Source organism: Thalassospira alkalitolerans (genome assembly GCF_002115745.1).
Lineage (GTDB): Bacteria > Pseudomonadota > Alphaproteobacteria > Rhodospirillales > Thalassospiraceae > Thalassospira > Thalassospira alkalitolerans.
This window is the reverse complement of record NZ_JFKB01000001.1, coordinates 399,712-416,547: the sequence shown is the minus strand read 5'-3', so window position 1 is coordinate 416,547 and position 16,836 is coordinate 399,712. Positions and strand designations below refer to the sequence as shown.

At 53.3% G+C, this 16,836-nt stretch carries 14 protein-coding genes; all 14 read right to left on the bottom strand.

Going from position 1 to position 16,836, the window contains the following annotated elements; translation table 11 throughout:
- Nucleotides 1-215: 215 nt before the first annotated feature.
- The 14 genes from irrA to TALK_RS01855 all read right to left on the bottom strand — a co-directional run bounded on the left by irrA (nucleotide 216) and on the right by TALK_RS01855 (nucleotide 16,706).
- Nucleotides 216-656 (bottom strand): iron response transcriptional regulator IrrA, encoded by a 441-nt coding sequence (gene irrA, locus TALK_RS01920; protein WP_085615263.1) that lies wholly within the window; start codon nucleotides 654-656, stop codon nucleotides 216-218.
- A 205-nt stretch (nucleotides 657-861) separates the two neighbouring features.
- Nucleotides 862-2,256 (bottom strand): NAD(P)H-dependent flavin oxidoreductase, encoded by a 1,395-nt coding sequence (locus TALK_RS01915; RefSeq protein ID WP_085615727.1) that lies wholly within the window; start codon nucleotides 2,254-2,256, stop codon nucleotides 862-864.
- Between the two features lie 106 nt (nucleotides 2,257-2,362).
- Complete coding sequence (gene pnp, locus TALK_RS01910) at nucleotides 2,363-4,489, bottom strand: polyribonucleotide nucleotidyltransferase (protein WP_085615261.1); 2,127 nt, start codon at nucleotides 4,487-4,489, stop codon at nucleotides 2,363-2,365.
- A gap of 223 nt (nucleotides 4,490-4,712) precedes the next feature.
- Nucleotides 4,713-4,982: a 30S ribosomal protein S15 gene (rpsO, locus tag TALK_RS01905; RefSeq protein WP_085615259.1), complete on the bottom strand. Its 270-nt coding sequence runs from the start codon at nucleotides 4,980-4,982 to the stop codon at nucleotides 4,713-4,715.
- Nucleotides 4,983-4,999: 17 nt separating this feature from the next.
- The gene (truB, locus tag TALK_RS01900) at nucleotides 5,000-5,926 is read right to left on the bottom strand and encodes a tRNA pseudouridine(55) synthase TruB (RefSeq protein ID WP_085615257.1); all 927 of its coding nucleotides are present in this window, start codon (nucleotides 5,924-5,926) and stop codon (nucleotides 5,000-5,002) included.
- Entirely contained in the window at nucleotides 5,926-6,345 is a 420-nt protein-coding gene (gene rbfA, locus TALK_RS01895) for a 30S ribosome-binding factor RbfA (RefSeq protein WP_085615255.1), read from the bottom strand. Before rbfA ends, truB begins: the two co-directional genes overlap by 1 nt.
- Before the next feature lie 17 nt (nucleotides 6,346-6,362).
- Nucleotides 6,363-9,086 carry a translation initiation factor IF-2 gene (gene infB / locus TALK_RS01890; RefSeq protein WP_085615253.1) on the bottom strand — a complete coding sequence of 908 codons (2,724 nt, stop codon included), beginning with the start codon at nucleotides 9,084-9,086 and terminating at the stop codon, nucleotides 6,363-6,365.
- Between the two features lie 80 nt (nucleotides 9,087-9,166).
- Nucleotides 9,167-9,757 carry an RNA-binding protein gene (locus TALK_RS01885; RefSeq protein WP_085615251.1) on the bottom strand — a complete coding sequence of 197 codons (591 nt, stop codon included), beginning with the start codon at nucleotides 9,755-9,757 and terminating at the stop codon, nucleotides 9,167-9,169.
- Between the two features lie 18 nt (nucleotides 9,758-9,775).
- The gene (gene nusA / locus TALK_RS01880; RefSeq protein ID WP_085615249.1) at nucleotides 9,776-11,338 is read right to left on the bottom strand and encodes a transcription termination factor NusA; all 1,563 of its coding nucleotides are present in this window, start codon (nucleotides 11,336-11,338) and stop codon (nucleotides 9,776-9,778) included.
- Between the two features lie 9 nt (nucleotides 11,339-11,347).
- Nucleotides 11,348-11,887, bottom strand: coding sequence for a ribosome maturation factor RimP (rimP, locus tag TALK_RS01875; RefSeq protein WP_085615247.1), 540 nt, complete (start codon nucleotides 11,885-11,887; stop codon nucleotides 11,348-11,350).
- Between the two features lie 156 nt (nucleotides 11,888-12,043).
- Nucleotides 12,044-12,652, bottom strand: coding sequence for a biliverdin-producing heme oxygenase (locus tag TALK_RS01870; protein WP_085615245.1), 609 nt, complete (start codon nucleotides 12,650-12,652; stop codon nucleotides 12,044-12,046).
- Nucleotides 12,653-12,754: 102 nt separating this feature from the next.
- Nucleotides 12,755-14,101, bottom strand: a complete 1,347-nt coding sequence (locus tag TALK_RS01865; protein WP_139833691.1) for an HlyD family type I secretion periplasmic adaptor subunit — start codon at nucleotides 14,099-14,101, stop codon at nucleotides 12,755-12,757.
- Complete coding sequence (locus TALK_RS01860; protein WP_245829630.1) at nucleotides 14,098-15,846, bottom strand: type I secretion system permease/ATPase; 1,749 nt, start codon at nucleotides 15,844-15,846, stop codon at nucleotides 14,098-14,100. The genes TALK_RS01865 and TALK_RS01860 overlap by 4 nt, the downstream gene beginning before the upstream one ends.
- A 116-nt stretch (nucleotides 15,847-15,962) precedes the next feature.
- Nucleotides 15,963-16,706, bottom strand: a complete 744-nt coding sequence (locus tag TALK_RS01855; protein WP_085615243.1) for a calcium-binding protein — start codon at nucleotides 16,704-16,706, stop codon at nucleotides 15,963-15,965.
- Nucleotides 16,707-16,836: the final 130 nt, after the last annotated feature.

The window sequence follows — 16,836 nt, the reverse complement described above, 5'->3', positions numbered from 1 at the left end:
AGAAGGCATTGTCGGTCCGCTAGGGGATACCAACAAAAATGCGGCGGTCCCTATTGGCACCACCGCTTCTGTATTTGTCTTTGAAACCACACCCGTCAAGCACTGAAGGGACGTTTTCCACCTTTCAGGGTGGTTTTCATCAGTCCGTCATTTCCCTGTTACCGTGTGGCTATATTCACGCCATATCACGGTCGAAAAACACCGGTTACGTTCAATCAAGCAGCAACAGTACGTGCCGACTGGCGCCGCAGGCGGAACACCAGATCAACAGATTCCAGCTCAGTCCCGCGCGGCATATTCGGAATACGCGCCAGTTGGACCGCATCGGCGGGAATATCGCACAACATACCATCTTCCTCGCAATAGAAATGATAATGCGGGCTGGTATTGGTATCGAAATACGACCGACCGGAATCAATGACGATTTCATTCAAAAGATCGGCATCCGTAAACTGGTGCAACGTGTTGTAAACCGTTGCCAGCGAAACCTTTATATTCTGGGTCATCGCCTCGGAATGAAGCTGTTCAGCTGTGATATGGCGATGGCCATTGTCAAACAGCAAACGGGCCAATGCCAAACGTTGACGGGTCGGACGCAATCCGGCCTCTTTCAAACGGTTCAGAGCATGGGTATATGGACGCGGGTTGGTCGTCATGAAATTGTCCCTTCATACGCATTCCGGGCCCGGTTACGTTCCGGTTCCCGATTAAATCCAAGCGTATATTAGGGAACCTCTACGCGTCTTTCTTTGATTTTGATCAACTCCAATCATACCATCCCAAAGCGTTAACTGACCCGCTGCCCATTAAAAAAGGGCCGGAAATACCGGCCCTTTTGAAATCTGCGTCTAATTTATTGGCCTAGTCGCCAGTCGCAATCCGATCAACCAGCTGTTTGACCGTCGGGACGAAACCGTTGGCATAGAACGGATCCTGACCAAATTTATAGGCGTTGTGACCGGCAAACATCAGTTCATGATCAACCGCGGCACCATGTGCAATGTTCTGCAAGGTTTTCTGGATGCAGAATGAACGCGGATCGGCGCGCTTGCCTGTGGTGCCTTCGTTCTGTTCCCAATTCGAAAACGCACATTGCGACAAACAACCCATGCAGTCGATCTGATCTTTCTTGATGCCAAGCGCACTTTCAGGTGTGACAAAGACCATGGTCTCGTCCGGGGTCGCCATGCCTTCGGTATAACCCGCGGCAAGCCATGCCCGAACCTTGTCAGCATCGTCTTCACGAACATAGATCGGACGACCACGACGGCCCAACGGAATGCCAACATGCAGATCGGCTTCTGCGGCACGTGAATAACGGACCTGACGGTCGGAACGCTGATGCAAATCTTCGAGAAAATCGTTGCGAACGGCCGAGCTATAGAAACCGGTCGGGCTGAATTTATGCAGCGAAACATCACCGTCTTGCAACGACAGAAGACGATTTTTCCATTCTTCGGAAATCTCGCTTTCCTTGGTCAGAAGCGGACGGGTCCCGTACTGGAATGCAACAGGTGCGACTTCCGGATTGTCGAGCCAGTCTTCGTAATCACGCAGGAACCAAACCCCACCGGCCATGATGATCGGAACATCATGCAAACCGACCGAATTCATATAGGTCCGAAGTTCTGCGACACGCGGGAACGGGTCTTCAGCAACCAAAGGATCTTCGGAATTTGATAGCCCATTATGGCCACCGGCAAGCCATGGATCTTCATAGACCACACCGCCCAGCCATTCCGGAGTTTTCTTATACGCACGCAGCCACAATGCGCGGAAAGCACGTGACGACGAAACGATCGGGTAATAATACACGCTATACTGGGCGGCGATCTGCGCCACTTTATAGGGCATGCCAGCCCCACAGGTCACGCCATGAACAAGACCCTTGGTCCCTTCAAGCACGCCGCGCAGAATTTCTTCGGCGCCACCCATTTCCCACAGAACGTTCATATGCAGGCGGCCTTCGCCGCCGCGAACTTCATGCGCAATCTGTGCCTGAGCAATACCGCCACGAATACCATAGGCGATCAGTTCCTGATGGCGTTCACCACGGGTTTTTCCGATGTAATCAACCGGAACCATATTGCCATTTTTGTCATAGGAGTCGGCATTGACGGCGGAAAACGTCCCGATGCCACCAGCAGCTGCCCATGCGCCGGAACTTTTACCCGTTGTAACAGCGATGCCCTTGCCACCTTCAACCAGCGGCAAGACCTCTTTTCCCGACATGACGAGCGGTTTAAGGGCTTTCAAATTCGTCTCTCCCGTTCGGCTTTTCATCGCCAGCGATGCCCCAAGCATCGCATTTGGAACCCGGACGGCGTGTTATTATTATCGCCGTCCGGTATATCAGATCAGATTATTCAGCGTCGCCGGCTTCAAGATCGGCACCGGTTTCCTGGTCAACGCGTTTCATCGACAATTTGATCTTGCCGCGATCATCAAAACCGATGACCTTAACCTTGACCGCATCGCCGTCTTTGACGACATCAGAAACCTGTTTGACGCGTTCCTGAGCCAGTTCAGAGATATGAACCAGACCATCGCGTGCACCGAAGAAGTTGACGAAGGCGCCAAAATCAACAGCTTTAACAACCTTACCATCATAGATATGGTTCAATTCAGGTTCTGCAACGATCGATTTGATCCAATCAACAGCCTGCTTGCCTTTGGCACCATCGGTATGTGCCACAGTGATCGAGCCATCGTCTTCGATATCGACTTTCGCACCGGTTTCTTCGCAGATTTCACGAATGACCTTGCCGCCTGAACCGATAACGTCACGGATCTTGTCGCGCGGGATCGAGAACTGGGTGATGGTCGGCGCATTGTCCGAAACTTCACCACGTGCTTCTGGCAGTGCTTTGGACATTTCACCAAGAATATGCAGACGACCATCACGGGCCTGGCCCAAAGCGATCTTCATGATTTCCTGGGTAACCGACGTAATTTTGATGTCCATCTGAAGCGAGGTAATACCGTTTTCGGTACCTGCAACCTTGAAGTCCATGTCGCCAAGGTGATCTTCGTCACCCATGATGTCGGAAAGAACGGCGAAATCGTCGTCTTCCTTGATCAGGCCCATGGCAATACCGGCAACCGGGGTTGCCAGCGGAACACCGGCATCCATCATTGCAAGCGAGGTTGCGCAAACAGTCGCCATCGAGGACGAACCGTTTGATTCGGTAACTTCCGAAACGATACGAACCGTATAAGGGAACTGATCCTTGGTCGGCATCAACGGATGAATGGCGCGCCATGCCAGTTTACCATGGCCGATTTCACGACGTCCCGGCGAACCCATGCGACCAGCTTCACCAACCGAGTAGGGCGGGAAGTTGTAATGCAGCATAAAGTTTTCACGGTATTCACCGTCAAGTGCATCAACGATCTGTTCATCCTGGCCGGTACCAAGGGTCGCAACTGCAAGCGCCTGGGTCTCGCCACGGGTGAAGATCGCCGAACCGTGCGAACGCGGCAGGACCGAAACTTCGCCAATGATCGGGCGAACGTCCGAACCCGAACGACCGTCAATACGTTTGCCGGTTTTCAGGATTGCACCGCGAACGATGTCTTTTTCCAGGTTTTTGATAACCGTGGAAATCTTGCCTTTAAGATCGTCAGCAATTTCTTCGCTGGCCAGTTTGGCAACGATTTCAGCCTTGGCTTCGGCAATAGCAGCAGAACGCTCCTGTTTGACAACATGGCCATAAGCCTTGGTCAGAGCATCGGTGCCGATAGAAGCAACTTTTGCGGCCAGCGCATCATAGCCATCCGGAAGTTCAGCAATGGCACGCGGCTCTTTGGCAGCGTCTTCGGCCAGATCAATGATCAGGTCAAGAACCGACTGGAACTGTTCATGGCCAAATTTAACAGCACCAAGCATGATTTCTTCCGAAAGCTCGCTGGCTTCAGATTCAACCATCATCACGCCATCACGAGTACCGGCAACAATCAGATCAAGATCGCTTTCTTTAACCGATTCCGGTGACGGGTTCAGAGTGTATTCGCCGTCTTTGTAACCAACACGTGCCGCAGCAATCGGGCCAAGGAACGGAAGGCCGGAAATGGTCAACGCCGCCGAGGCACCAATCATGGCAACCACGTCCGGATCGTTTTCCATGTCATGGGACAGAACGGTACAAACGATCTGGGTTTCGTTACGGTACTGCGGGTGGAAAAGCGGGCGGATCGGACGGTCAATCAGACGCGAAACCAGGGTTTCTTTTTCTGAAGGACGACCTTCGCGCTTAAAGAAGCCACCCGGGATTTTACCGGCTGCAAAGGCTTTTTCCTGATAGTTCACGGTCATCGGGAAAAAATCGATATCCGGACGCGGAGACTTGGCACCAACAGCGGTACACAGAACAACAGTTTCGCCATAGGTAACCATAACGGCACCGTCAGCCTGACGCGCGACCTTACCGGTTTCCAGAACCAGTTTGGCGTTGCCCCACTGCATTTCCTTGCGGACGATATTAAACATTATTTTCTCTTCCTCTTCCAAACCTTCAGCGGACCCGGATAGTCATACACGAGTTCCGAACACATTAATTATGAGGCTTTCATAAAAGCTGCATAATTAATGGGTCCGGACCAAGCAAAACAGATCGGCCCATCCGACCCTGCTTTCCCGTGTTGCCCGATCCGCTCGGGACAATAAAAAAAACGACGGCGGAGAGGATAAACCACTCCGCCGCAATTTAAAATTAGCGACGAAGACCGAGGCGCTCGATAACAGTTTCGTAGCGCGACTGGTCTTTACGCTGCAGATATTTCAGCAAGCGACGACGCTGGCCAACCATCATGAGAAGACCACGACGACTATGGAAGTCGTGTTTGTGTTCTTTCATGTGTTCGGTCAGGTTCTTGATCCGTTCGGTCAGGATTGAAACCTGAACTTCAGGGGAACCGGTGTCACCGTCTTTCTGAGCATATTCTTTGATCAGCTCGGCTTTGCGTTCAGCAGTAATCGACATCGGGCATCCTTTCGCCTTTAGAGATTAAAAACACGTACAGGCCGAATTTCGCTGCCACAGATCTCGACCAACGCAACCGCGCGGTTATCAAGCATGGCACAGACGATTTCGTCCTGCACGACGGGCGTTTCGAGGCAACTGCGCTTTGCCACCGCCAACAACCCAACGGGTTGGCCAGAAGCAAGCCGCTGCGCTTCGACTTCGGTCAGGGCCAGCGCCGGGATGTCGTCCAGCGCGGTCTCGACCGGAAGCAATTTCTCCAACACCGCATCCGGTTCCATGGCAAGCAATTCCTCAAGCGGAATAGAGCTTGTTTCAGGAAACGGTCCCGCCGACGTCCGGCGAAGAGCGGATATATAGCCGACACTACCAAGGCGCAGCGCAATATCGCGCGCCAAAGACCGCATATATGCCCCTTTTCCCGAAATAACTTCGAAAACGGCATGATCGCGATCCGGCATATCGACCAGTCGAAGATCCTTGATCAGAATCGGACGCGGTTTAAGCACCACGTCTTCATCGCGACGCGCAAGATCATAGGCACGTTTGCCATTGACCTTGATCGCCGAAAACTTTGGCGGCACCTGCTGGATTTCGCCCGTAAACTCTCCCAGCACAGCCTTGATTTCTTCTGCGTCCGGACGATGATCCGATGTGGCGATAACGTCGCCTTCGGCATCGTCCGTGCTACGTGCTTCGCCGAATTTCAGCGTTACACGATAACTTTTGCTGCCATCCATGACATAGGCAACAGTTTTTGTTGCTTCGCCAAAGGCAATCGGCAGTACACCTGTCGCCAGCGGGTCAAGTGTCCCGCCGTGACCGGCTTTTGCTGCATCAAGCAAACGACGCACCTTGTTGACCACCGTCGAAGACGTGATCTCAAGCGGTTTGTCGACAGCCAGCCAGCCGTTAATGCTTCTACCGCGACGCCGACGCGCCATCAGTCTTCCTCATTCTCAGGGTCGCCCGACGGATCGGCGGCAAGATCCTGTGCGACATGTGGGTCACGCAGGAGGGCACCAATATGGTCGGCGACATCGAAACTTTTGTCTTCAATAAATCGCAATGCCGGTACGTATTTCATATGAACTGTATGCGCCACATGATTACGCAGATGGCCCTTCTGGCGCGTCAGCGCCTTAAGCGAGGTTTCCACCTCGCCCCCGCCAAGTGGCGTAAAGGATACCATAGCATTACGCATGTCCGGACTCAGACTGACGCCGGTAATGGTTACCGGGCGCCGGGTCAGTTCCGGGTCATAAATGTCTCCACGCTCAAGCGCTCGCGACAGGGCCTGGCGGATTTCCTCCGCCACGCGCAACTGTCGCTGGCTTGGTGCTTTGGCCGGTTGCTTCGCCATATTGTCAATCCACCGTCTTAAAGTTCGACGGCGATCTCCTCTTGCTCGAAGCACTCGATCATATCGCCGACCTGCAGATCATTATACTTGGCAAACGACATGCCACATTCATAGCCCTCGCGGACGTCTTTTACTTCATCCTTGAAGCGGCGCAATGTCGACAGATCGCCCGTATGGATCACGATATTGTCGCGAAGCAGGCGAACACCCGCACCACGTTTGACCGTACCTTCGGTAACCATACAACCAGCAATTTTGTTGCCCGAAATTGTAAAGACGTCGCGGATTTCTGCGTAACCCAGGAATTTCTCGCGAACTTCCGGTGACAGCATGCCCGACAGCATCTTTTTAATATCGTCTGCAACATCATAGATGATCGAATAATAGCGAATATCCACGTTATCACGACGGGACTGTTCACGAGCCTGCTGGTTGGCACGAACGTTAAAACCAATGATCAGCGCGTTCGATGCACGGGCAAGCGTGACATCCGATTCGTTAATCCCGCCAACGCCACTATGCAGAACACGGACGCTGACTTCCTCGTTACCCAATTTTTGCAGGGTACCGATAAGAGCTTCGACAGAACCCTGCACGTCACCCTTGATAACGATCGGCAGTTCTTTGACTTCGCCCGACGTTGCAAACATGTTTTCAAGCGCGGATTTCTTCATTGCCGCAGCCTGGGTTTCACGAATGCGACGCTGACGGTAATCAGAAACTTCACGCGCCTTGGCTTCGTTTTCGACAACCACAAAGTCATCACCAGCAGACGGAACCCCGTTCAGGCCGGTTACTTCAACCGGCATCCCCGGAATGGCTTCTTCGATGCGAACACCATGATCATTGACCAATGCACGCACACGGCCCCACTCAGGACCGGTAACAAAGATATCACCGTTTTTAAGCGTACCGCGCTGAACCAAAACAGTAGCAACCGGGCCACGGCCTTTTTCCATGCGGGCTTCAACGACAACACCGTCGGCAACACGTCCCGGGTTGGCTTTAAGGTCAAGAACCTCTGCCTGCAACAGAATAGCTTCTTCAAGTTCGGTCAGGCCAAGGCCCTGTTTGGCCGAAACTTCAAGACACTGAACCTCACCGCCCATTTCCTCGACGACGACTTCATGCTGCAGCAGTTCGGTTTTCACCTTGGACGGGTTCGCACCCGGCTTGTCGATCTTGTTGATCGCGATGATCATCGGAACGCCAGCAGCCTTTGCATGGTTGATGGCTTCGATGGTCTGTGGCATGACCGAGTCGTCGGCTGCAACAACCAGAACAACAATATCGGTAACCTTGGCACCGCGTGACCGCATTTCGGTAAATGCAGCGTGCCCCGGGGTATCAATAAAGGTGATTTTCGAACCAGCTGCCATCGTCACCTGATAGGCACCGATATGCTGGGTAATGCCACCGGCTTCACCGCTGACAACGTCGGTTTTACGCAACGCATCAAGCAACGAGGTTTTACCATGGTCAACGTGGCCCATAACGGTCACGACCGGCGGACGACCAATCAGCTGATCGTCGTTGTCATCTGCACTGACCAGTGCTTCTTCAACGTCGGCATCCGAAACGCGCTTCATCTTGTGGCCGAATTCTTCGACAACCAGTTGTGCGGTATCTGGATCCAGGCTCTGATTGATGGTTGCCATGATGCCAAGTCCCATAAGGGCCTTGATCACATCAGTTGCACGTTCCGCCATACGGTTTGCAAGGTCCTGAACGGTAATCACGTCCGGAACAATCACATCACGTACAACTTTTTCTTTCGGCTTCTGCTGACCCTGCATACGGGCTTTGGTTTTAGCCTGCTGGCGTTTGATCGACGCCATCGAACGACGACGACCGCCTTCATCATTGGACATCGCATTGTTGATCGAAAGCTTGCCACGACGGCGACCTTCGTCACCTTTGGTACGTGCAGCACGGCCAAGGGCTTCTTCCTCGGCGCGCTTGCGTGCGGCAACCGTGCGGGCTTCTTCCTCGTCCAGTTCCTTGCGGCTTTTCGGCTTCACAGTGGACGGATCAACACGGCGACGCTCTTCGGGAACCATCGGTTCACCCGGCTCACCGGGCATAATGTTTTCTTGTTTTTTCGCAACAGCAGTCGGTTTTGGCTTGGATTTTCCTTTGGTCGTTGACGCTGCAATTGTCTTTTCAACATCTTCAACCGAAACCGGGGCATCCTTGCCCTGCGCAACAGCATCAGCCGCAGCTTTGGCAGCTACAGCTTCTTCCTGCTTAAGGCGCTCTGCTTCTTCAGCCTTGCGCTTGCTTTCCTGAACAGCAAGTTCAGCGGCAGCAGCTTCTTCCTGCTTGCGGCGCACTTCAGATGCTTTAAGCGCTGCCATACGTACGGCACGCTCGCCATCGGTCAGCTTGCTCTGATCTTCAACCTGACGCGGCTTTCTGGCCGGGCGCGATTGTTTAGCCGGAGCAGGCTTGGCTACCGGCTTGGCTGCTGGCTTAGCTACCGGTGCAGGCGCTGGTGCCGAAGCATCAGGCTGTTGCTGCTGTACCGGTTGCTCCTCGGCAAGCGCATCCTTCTTCACTTCACGGAAGCGACCGGATTCGTTCTTTTCGAAAGTCCGCTTCTTGCGCACTTCGACAGTCACAGATTTGGACCGTCCATGCGAGAAGCTTTGCCGCACCTGCCCAGCCTCGACCGTCTTGCTCAGTTCAAGTTTCGATCTGTTGAGGCTCAGCGGTTTCTTCTCCTGATCGCGATCACTCATAATCCGTCCAACTTCCTCATTTCCTGCGGGACTGGCATCGTTTGCCTGTCCTGTCCTGTCCGTTCTGCGCAAGCCTGCATTCAGACCGCGCGAAATCCTTTTAGCCGCCTAAGCGAGCGGCCCAGCTGTTTTGCCAGTCCGCCCGGCGCAACAGCCACATGTACTGCTTTATCGCGGCCAAAGGCCGCGCCAATCTCGGCAGCATCCAGAACGGTATAAATCGGCAGATCCCGGGCCTTCGCCTCGATCTTGGATTTTCCGTCCGCAGCACCATCTCGGGCTGCCAATATCATTGCCGCACCCTCGTTAATCTGGGAGCGGACTTTTTCGTATCCGGCAACGGCCTGACCAGCACGCCGCGCGAGCGACAGCAGATCGAGACTTTTCTGAAGCAAAAGCTTCTCGATCCGGTCAGCCAGCGCAGGGTCAACCACAACTTTCTGCCGTGCCGCCTTGGCAAAAGCATTCTTTGCACAGGCGGTATTTATCACATCCCGCGACGGGCACAACCATAATCCCCGTCCCGGCAACCGTTCCTCAAGATCGGGAACGACCGTATTATCCGGTCCTATCACAATCCTGAGAAGATCTTCCTTGGGCCGGACGTCGCCGGTGACAATGCACCGGCGTTCCGGAACCTCGGCTACCTTGCCGCCTTTACGATGCGACATGGCGTCCTCCGATCGGCCTTAAGCCTCTTCACTTTCAACTTCTGCTTCCTCGGCGGCTTCTTCTTCAAGCCCTTCGAACCAGCCAAGTTGACGACGTGCGTTCATGATCAGGTCATTCGCCTGATCCATGGTGATATTATCCGCATCACCAACATATTCGATCAACTCATCGCTTGCGAGATCGGCGAAGTTTTCAAGATTTTTAACATCGTTTTCGCCAAGACGCACGACAACTGCCAGCGACAGATCACCAAATTCGACAAGGTCATCGGCAACTTTAAGTTCCTCGCGACGCTTCTGAAGACGATCCGCTTCTTCGGCAAGGTAGCTTCGTGCACGATTGCGCAGTTCCTCGGCGATTTCTTCTTCGAAACCTTCGATTTCTGCCAGCTCGGCCAACGGCACGTAACCAACTTCCTCGATCGAGGTAAAGCCTTCGGCGACCAAAAGATGTGCAACAACTTCGTCAACATCAAGGGCGGTAATGAACATTTCCGCACGCTTGAGTGATTCTTCCTGACGACGTTGGCTTTCGTCTTCCTCGGTCAGAATATCGATATCCCAGCCGGTCAACTGCGAAGCCAAGCGCACATTCTGACCACGACGGCCAATGGCAAGGCTTAGCTGATCGTCCGGAACGACAACGGCGATACGGTTGGTTTCTTCATCGATAACAACCTTGGTCACCTCAGCCGGGGCCAAAGCATTAACCACGAAAGTTGCCGGATCTTCCGACCACTGGATGATATCGATTTTCTCGCCTTGAAGTTCGGCAACCACGGCCTGTACACGCGAACCGCGCATACCGACACAGGCACCGACCGGATCAATCGAATGATCAGACGACTGAACCGAAATCTTGGCGCGCGAACCCGGATCACGGGCAACCGATTTGATCTCGATGATATTGTCGTAAATTTCCGGCACTTCCTGGGCAAACAATTTTGCCATAAAGGTCGGATGGGTACGCGACAGGAAGATCTGCGGGCCACGCTGTTCGCGGCGCACATCAAGGATCAGCGCACGAACGCGATCACCCTGACGTACAGTTTCACGCGGAATCAGTTCTTCGCGGCGCAAAATGGCTTCTGCACGACCCAGATCGATCAGGATATTGCCAAATTCAACACGCTTGACGAGACCGTTGATAACTTCACCAGCACGATCTTTGTATTCTTCAAACTGACGTTCGCGTTCTGCGTCACGTACTTTTTGAACAATAACCTGCTTGGCGGTCTGTGCGGCGATACGACCGAAATCAATCGGCGGCAACGGATCAATCAGGAATTCACCAAGCTGAATATTCTCGTTCCGAATACGCGCCTGTTCCAGCGACATCTGAGTGAAGTCATTTTCGATGTCATCCGTGACCTCGACAAAACGCGCCAGCTTGATTTCACCGGTTTTGCGGTCGATATGAGCACGGATATCATGCTCATGGCCATATCTGGAACGACCGGCCTTTTGAATGGCCTGTTCCATTGCACCAAGAACTTCTTCACGATCAATGCCTTTTTCACGGGCAACGGCATCTGCAACTTGCAGAAGCTCCGGCCGCGGCATTCCCGAAGTTGCTTCCATATCCAACCTCTATTCTGCGTTGTCGTCAGACCGGCTCTTGCCGGTGACATGCGCGATCAATTCATCCGTCAACACCAATTTCGACTTGGCGATATCGGCCAACGGCAACAATTCACGTTCGCCATCGACAATCAGGGCGACCGCATCATTTTCGATTCCATCCAGCAATCCGCTGAAACGGCGACGACCATTCTGGGCCATCACCAATTCGACCTTTGCCTCAAACCCGCGCCAGACGTCAAAGTCCTTTGCACGGGTCAGCGGGCGGTCAATACCCGGCGAACTAACTTCAAGGTGATAAGCACCTGAAATCGGATCTTCAACTTCCATCAGGGCAGACACGGTGCGGCTGATCTCGGCGCAATCCGAAACATTGATACTGCCAGAGGCATCAATACGATCTGCCATGATCTGCAAGACATTTCTGTCTTTGCCCATCATGGTGACACGCACCAGTTCAAAACCCAGCGCGTTGATCGACGGCTCGATAATCTCCGTGATCCGCATCATCAACGGGTCTTTCAACTGTTGTCCGATTACCTCAGCCATATAGCGATGCCATACCCCAAAATGCACAAAAGAGCGGGCGCAGGGCCCACTCTTTGTCAGTGTTTACAAAAAGCTTGGCGGCTTTATACAGCCGCTTTTGCCAGAAATCAAGTCACGATCCTGACCCTGCAAGCCTTTCAACCAAGGGCTTTGGCCCTATGCGGCATTCTTTTGATCTTCGATCAAAAGAATGCGGAAAAAGTCAAAGGCCGCAATCGCCCCGTTAATGACTTCCTGCTCTTGCTGTTCGCCAAGCGCCAAACCATTGACCTGATCGACAAATTCGCGCCAATGCTTGCCCCGCCCATCCTCGTGTCCGGCCAGGTGGCGGGCACCAAAACTGGCATCAAGCCCGATATTTGTTGCAGCCTTTAGCAAAAATGCCGCGCCTAGCGATGAACCTTCACAAACATATAACCATCCAAGACGTTCCATACCGGCATCGGGAACGGCAACCGGGGTTTGAATTTCAGGTACGGCGCATTGCAGATCTGCAATATCCGCACAGACGCTTGTAAAACGGCTTCGCTCTGAAAGTCCCGGTATCAGGACATTCAGGTCATCGGCGGTATAAAACGGCTTTACCAATCGATGAAACACGTATTGCAGCCCCAAAAACCGGGCATAATTCCCGCGACTATCAAACGGCGCCATGGCCATCACCATATCATCGATATGCTGGTGATCGCTTGTCGTCATCCGTTTAAGTTTCTGAAGCCGAGTCTCTGCCCGACTGACCTCTGTTAAATCCCCGTCCAAATTCATTCCGACCTGCCTTTCATTGCTATCCGCAAGTGCCGCGCAAACTGACGACCCGTTAAAGACAAGAACGATCCGGGACGAACGATATCTGAAACAGACAACAATTTATTCTTCCCGAAAAGCACGCGCGAACTGATCGGAAAACGGTTTGGCAAGATAGCTCAGTGCCGTGCGCTCGCCGGTGGCAATAAAAGCTTCGACTGGCATGCCCGGAACCAGCCCCTGATCGCCAAGCTTCGCGACCTCGCCGGCTGTGATCCTGATCCGCACATTATAATATGTATCACCCGTTAGCTCATCACGTGACAGATCGGCCGCAACCAAAATGACATTGCCCGTAAGTTCGGGGGTGGTGCGCTGATTAAACGCGGTAAAGCGCAGCATGGCTATTTGGCCGGGATAAATTTGATCAATATCCTGCGGATTGATGCGGGCTTCGATCACCAATTCATCCTGATCAGGCACAATTCCCATAACCCGGTCCCCGGCAGCAACAACACCGCCAACCGTATGCACCGCCATCTGATAAACCGTCCCGTCATAGGGGGCGCGAATATCGATACGCCGCATCTGATCACGCAGGGCAATCTGTTTTTGCGACAACTCGGCCAATTGCTGATCAATGTCGCCCAATTCTGTCAGGACCTCGGTCTGGCGATCCCGATCAAGTTGCAGAATTGCCATTTCTGTTTCCGAGATTTGCATGCCAATTGCCGCGACTTCGGACAATAATTCCCCGTGCTTGCCCCCCAGACTGGCGCGTTCGCGCCGCAAGGCCGCAACCCGCGTAATCGCCACAAGTTGCTTTTCATAAAGCATCTCAAGCCCGTCCAGTTCGTCCTGAATATGAAGACTTTCTTCTTCATTGGCCGCTTTTTGCGCTTCAAGCCCGACAATCGTTTCAGCAAGCTGCATCAATTTCTGACGTAACTGGGCTTTTTCGCCTTCCAGACTTTGACGCCGTGCTTCAAACAGCTTTGTCTCGGCCGCAACCAAATCGGCAATCGCGCGATCGCCAAGACGCTGTGTCAACATATCAGGAATGACAAGCCTGTCGGCCTCATCACGTTCCGCGACCAAGCGCATTCGGCGCGCCCGATAGGCATCAATCTGACTATCCACAATACCCAGACTTGCCCGTGCCATCGTATCGTCCAGACGGATCAAAAGATCCCCAGCCCGCACACGATCCCCGTCACGGACATGAATTTCGCCAACAATGCCACCATCGGGATGCTGAACATCCTTTACATTGCTTTCGACCACCAATTTACCACTGGCAACCACCGCACCGGAAAGCTTTGCCAGCGCCATCCAGCTACCAAGACTGGCAAACAGCACCAAAACCGCTGTGACCCCAAAAAGAGTATGACGTCGCAGACTTTGCAATGCCGGGCTGGGGCTAGGATTGGGATTGGGATTAGTCATACGGGACAGATTTTTACCGGTCATGCGCTTTCTCCGACCTGACGCATGGTTTTGCGCAAGATGTCATCGCGCGCCCCCAATGCCACCTGTTGACCATCCTGAATGACCATTGCCAAGTTCACCGTCGCCAGCGCACCGGGACGATGTGCAATCATCACAACAATTGCGCCGCGCTGCCGGGCGGCCCGTACAGCTTCGATCAAGGCCTGCTCACCCGCACTATCAAGACTGGAATTCGGTTCATCCAGAACAATCAAAAACGGGTCGCCAAACAAGGCGCGCGCTAACCCGATTCGCTGGCGCTGCCCGCCGGAAAGAACAATGCCCCCCGCACCGACCCGGGTGTCATAACCATCGGGTAATGTCAGGATCATGTCATGCGCACCGGCAAATTGCGCGGCCCGAACAACATCCGTCGGATCGGGATTACGGCGCAGTCTTGCGATATTTTTAGCAACCGTATCGTCAAACAGTTCAACATCCTGCGGCAAATAGCCAACATGCATACCAAGCCTGTCGGGATCCCACTGATCAAGTTCGGCCCCATCAAGGCGAATGGCGCCATTCTGAATGGCCCCAATACCAACCAATGCCCGCCCAAATGTCGATTTTCCCGATCCGCTTGGCCCGATAATGCCAAGACCGTCGCCGGCCTTTAATGTGACATCACTCACCCGAAGCAACACCCGGCCAGGGGCCGCGGGTTTGCCGCCGCTCCGAAGGGCCGGGGCCCGAACCATAAGATTGGAAACCTGCAAGCTTTGACACGGTGCCGGAAGTTCAAGCCGATCCGTTGTTTTCTGTGCGTCGGCAAGACAACGGTCAAGACGATGGCGCGACTGACGTGCGGCCACAAAACCGCGCCAGTTGCCAATTGCCTGTTCAACCGGGGACAAGGCGCGCGCGGTCAGAATCGATGCCGCAATCATTGTGCCAGGGGTTACTTCCTGCCCGATGGCAAGATAGGCACCAAGCGCAAGAACGCCCGATTGCATGGCCAGACGGATAACTTTGATATAGGCCGAGAACGTTGAATTCACATCGCCAACCCCGGTATTGTCGCGCAAATAGCGGTCATTTAATCGCGCCCAATGTGCGGTAAATGTCGGCAACATGCCCATCGCCCGGATGGCTTCGGCATTCCGGCACCCGGCTTCGACCAAGTTGGCCCGTGATACCGCCTGTTTGTTCAGGCGCTCAACCTGGCGCCGGGTGGCAAACTCGCTGATCAGGGTCAGAACAACCAGAACCACACCACCGGTCAGGGCCAAAAAACCAAGCCAGGGGTGAAAGACAAAAACGATCCCCAGAAACAAAGGCATCCACGGCATATCGCAAACAGCAATCGGTCCGGCACCGCCCAAAAATTGTCTGATCTGATCCAAATCGTTCAGCGGACGGACTGTTGCATTGCCGTTGCGCAATGCCTGATCCAGCGTTGTCGACAATGCCATTGGGCCAAGTTGTTCATCCACACGCCACCCGATCCGGACCAACATGCGCGCGCGAAGGGCATCAACCGTGCCCAAAAACAAATACATCGCCAGCATCAAAACAACCATCGCCACAAGGGTTGGAATGCTGCCACTCGCCAGAACCCGGTCATAGACCTGCAACATAAAAAGCGGACCGGTCAGCATCAAAATATTCGATACCCCGCTCAGCGCCGCAACCGACAAAAAGGCACCGCGTACGGAAGCAAGAGCCTCCGCTAACGGCGATACCGCCGTCGAATACATTGAATGATGCGAACTGGCTTTATCAGACACGCTGTTTCCATTTCGGAAAATATGGGATTAGGATGGGATGGGCACCGCTTTTACGCGGTGCCCTGCATTGAAAGACCTTGCGCCCGTTCCGCTACTTGCGGGGCGGGCCGTCTTCGTTAAACGAAGTCGCTTGCGTCAAGGTCGGTGAAATCAACACCGGTCAGGGTCACCGTGCCATTGGCATGTGTGATCAACGCGTTGCCATCACCATCATCCGCAATCGTTACCGAGGCGAAATCGATATCAAGCACATCGGTGCCATCGTCGAAATCAGTAACGGTGTCATCACCAAACGATGCCGAAGTATCGAATTCAAAGGTATCGGCACCACCATTACCGGTCAGAACGTCATCACCGGCCCAGCCGCCGATGACATCAGCACCGGTGCTGCCGTTGATTTCGACACCTTCTGAATCAAAGACAGATTCCAGCGTATCCGTGCTACCGGTATAAATATCGACAAGAACACCATTGGTATCACTGTCGGAAAGATCCAGACCGGAAATATCAATCGACGAATCGGTAAACTCATGCGCAGTAAAGGTAGAGTTGTAACCAAGTGTCTCACCGAACGACAAGGCGTCAAGGTTGCCGGTAATAGTATGTGTCGCAAGGTCATAGGCGAAATTTGTATCGCCTGCAGAGGCCAGAACACCGCCGGTATATGAACTACTGCTATCCTGATCCTCCGCATAAAAATGCGTACCACCATAGGACGTCGTCGTGTCTGTAAGACCGGTGTAGAACGTGCCGTGATTCCCACTTCCGAGCGAGAAGTTGTTGTTGAAATCTTCAAGTGCACCGTGCAGGTCAACACCGTTGCCCGATGAGTCTGCGGTAAGATTAATCGAAATCGTCATTTTGGACTTCTCCTGTTAACTCGTCGCCCAACCATTGGGGTCGACAATATAATAATGACTCTCATTATCATTATGAGTCAACAAAAATAATTGTTTATAAACAATAGCTTATCTTAAATATAGCTCCGCC

Excerpts from the sequence above, each read along its gene's own strand:
- irrA (WP_085615263.1), bottom strand. The coding sequence starts at position 656 with ATGACGACCAACCCGCGTCCATATACCCATGCTCTGAACCGTTTGAAA.
- pnp (WP_085615261.1), bottom strand. The coding sequence starts at position 4,489 with ATGTTTAATATCGTCCGCAAGGAAATGCAGTGGGGCAACGCCAAACTG.
- rpsO (WP_085615259.1), bottom strand. The coding sequence starts at position 4,982 with ATGTCGATTACTGCTGAACGCAAAGCCGAGCTGATCAAAGAATATGCT.
- truB (WP_085615257.1), bottom strand. The coding sequence starts at position 5,926 with ATGGCGCGTCGGCGTCGCGGTAGAAGCATTAACGGCTGGCTGGCTGTC.
- rbfA (WP_085615255.1), bottom strand. The coding sequence starts at position 6,345 with ATGGCGAAGCAACCGGCCAAAGCACCAAGCCAGCGACAGTTGCGCGTG.
- infB (WP_085615253.1), bottom strand. The coding sequence starts at position 9,086 with ATGAGTGATCGCGATCAGGAGAAGAAACCGCTGAGCCTCAACAGATCG.
- TALK_RS01885 (WP_085615251.1), bottom strand. The coding sequence starts at position 9,757 with ATGTCGCATCGTAAAGGCGGCAAGGTAGCCGAGGTTCCGGAACGCCGG.
- nusA (WP_085615249.1), bottom strand. The coding sequence starts at position 11,338 with ATGGAAGCAACTTCGGGAATGCCGCGGCCGGAGCTTCTGCAAGTTGCA.
- rimP (WP_085615247.1), bottom strand. The coding sequence starts at position 11,887 with ATGGCTGAGGTAATCGGACAACAGTTGAAAGACCCGTTGATGATGCGG.
- TALK_RS01870 (WP_085615245.1), bottom strand. The coding sequence starts at position 12,652 with ATGAATTTGGACGGGGATTTAACAGAGGTCAGTCGGGCAGAGACTCGG.
- TALK_RS01865 (WP_139833691.1), bottom strand. The coding sequence starts at position 14,101 with ATGACCGGTAAAAATCTGTCCCGTATGACTAATCCCAATCCCAATCCT.
- TALK_RS01855 (WP_085615243.1), bottom strand. The coding sequence starts at position 16,706 with ATGACGATTTCGATTAATCTTACCGCAGACTCATCGGGCAACGGTGTT.